General features: G+C 61.0%; 1 pseudogene. It reads left to right on the top strand.

From position 1 onward, the window contains the following. Positions 1–134: 134 nt before the first annotated feature. Positions 135–331, top strand: a pseudogene (locus tag BraRD5C2_RS34110) (IS110 family transposase); the annotation flags it as partial.

Below are 331 nucleotides of genomic sequence, written 5' to 3'. Positions count from 1 at the left end.
GGGTGGGCGGGAAGCCGTTGGGTCCTTGGCGCTTGACGCCGTGAGCCGGCTCGGTCTCCCGCCCGTTCCATCTACAAACCTGAACAGTTGCACGAGGCTGCGCCAACAGACCTCGCATCACAGGGACAGGCACCGTGATCATAGCTCTTCGTTACGTCGGAATCGACATCTCCAAAAAACACCTCGATATCTTTGATGAGGCTGACGGCGTGCCGAGGCGCATTGCCAACGCGACACAGGCCATCACACAGCAGGTGGCGCGTTGGCAATGCGATGCGCTGGTCGTCTTCGAGGCGACGGGTATCTATGACCTCGCGCTTCGCGAGGCGCT

The organism is Bradyrhizobium sp. RD5-C2 (assembly GCF_019972155.1).
Taxonomy (GTDB): domain Bacteria; phylum Pseudomonadota; class Alphaproteobacteria; order Rhizobiales; family Xanthobacteraceae; genus Bradyrhizobium.
The sequence above is the reverse complement of the archived record's forward strand: the minus strand, read 5'-3'. Positions and strand labels throughout refer to the sequence as shown.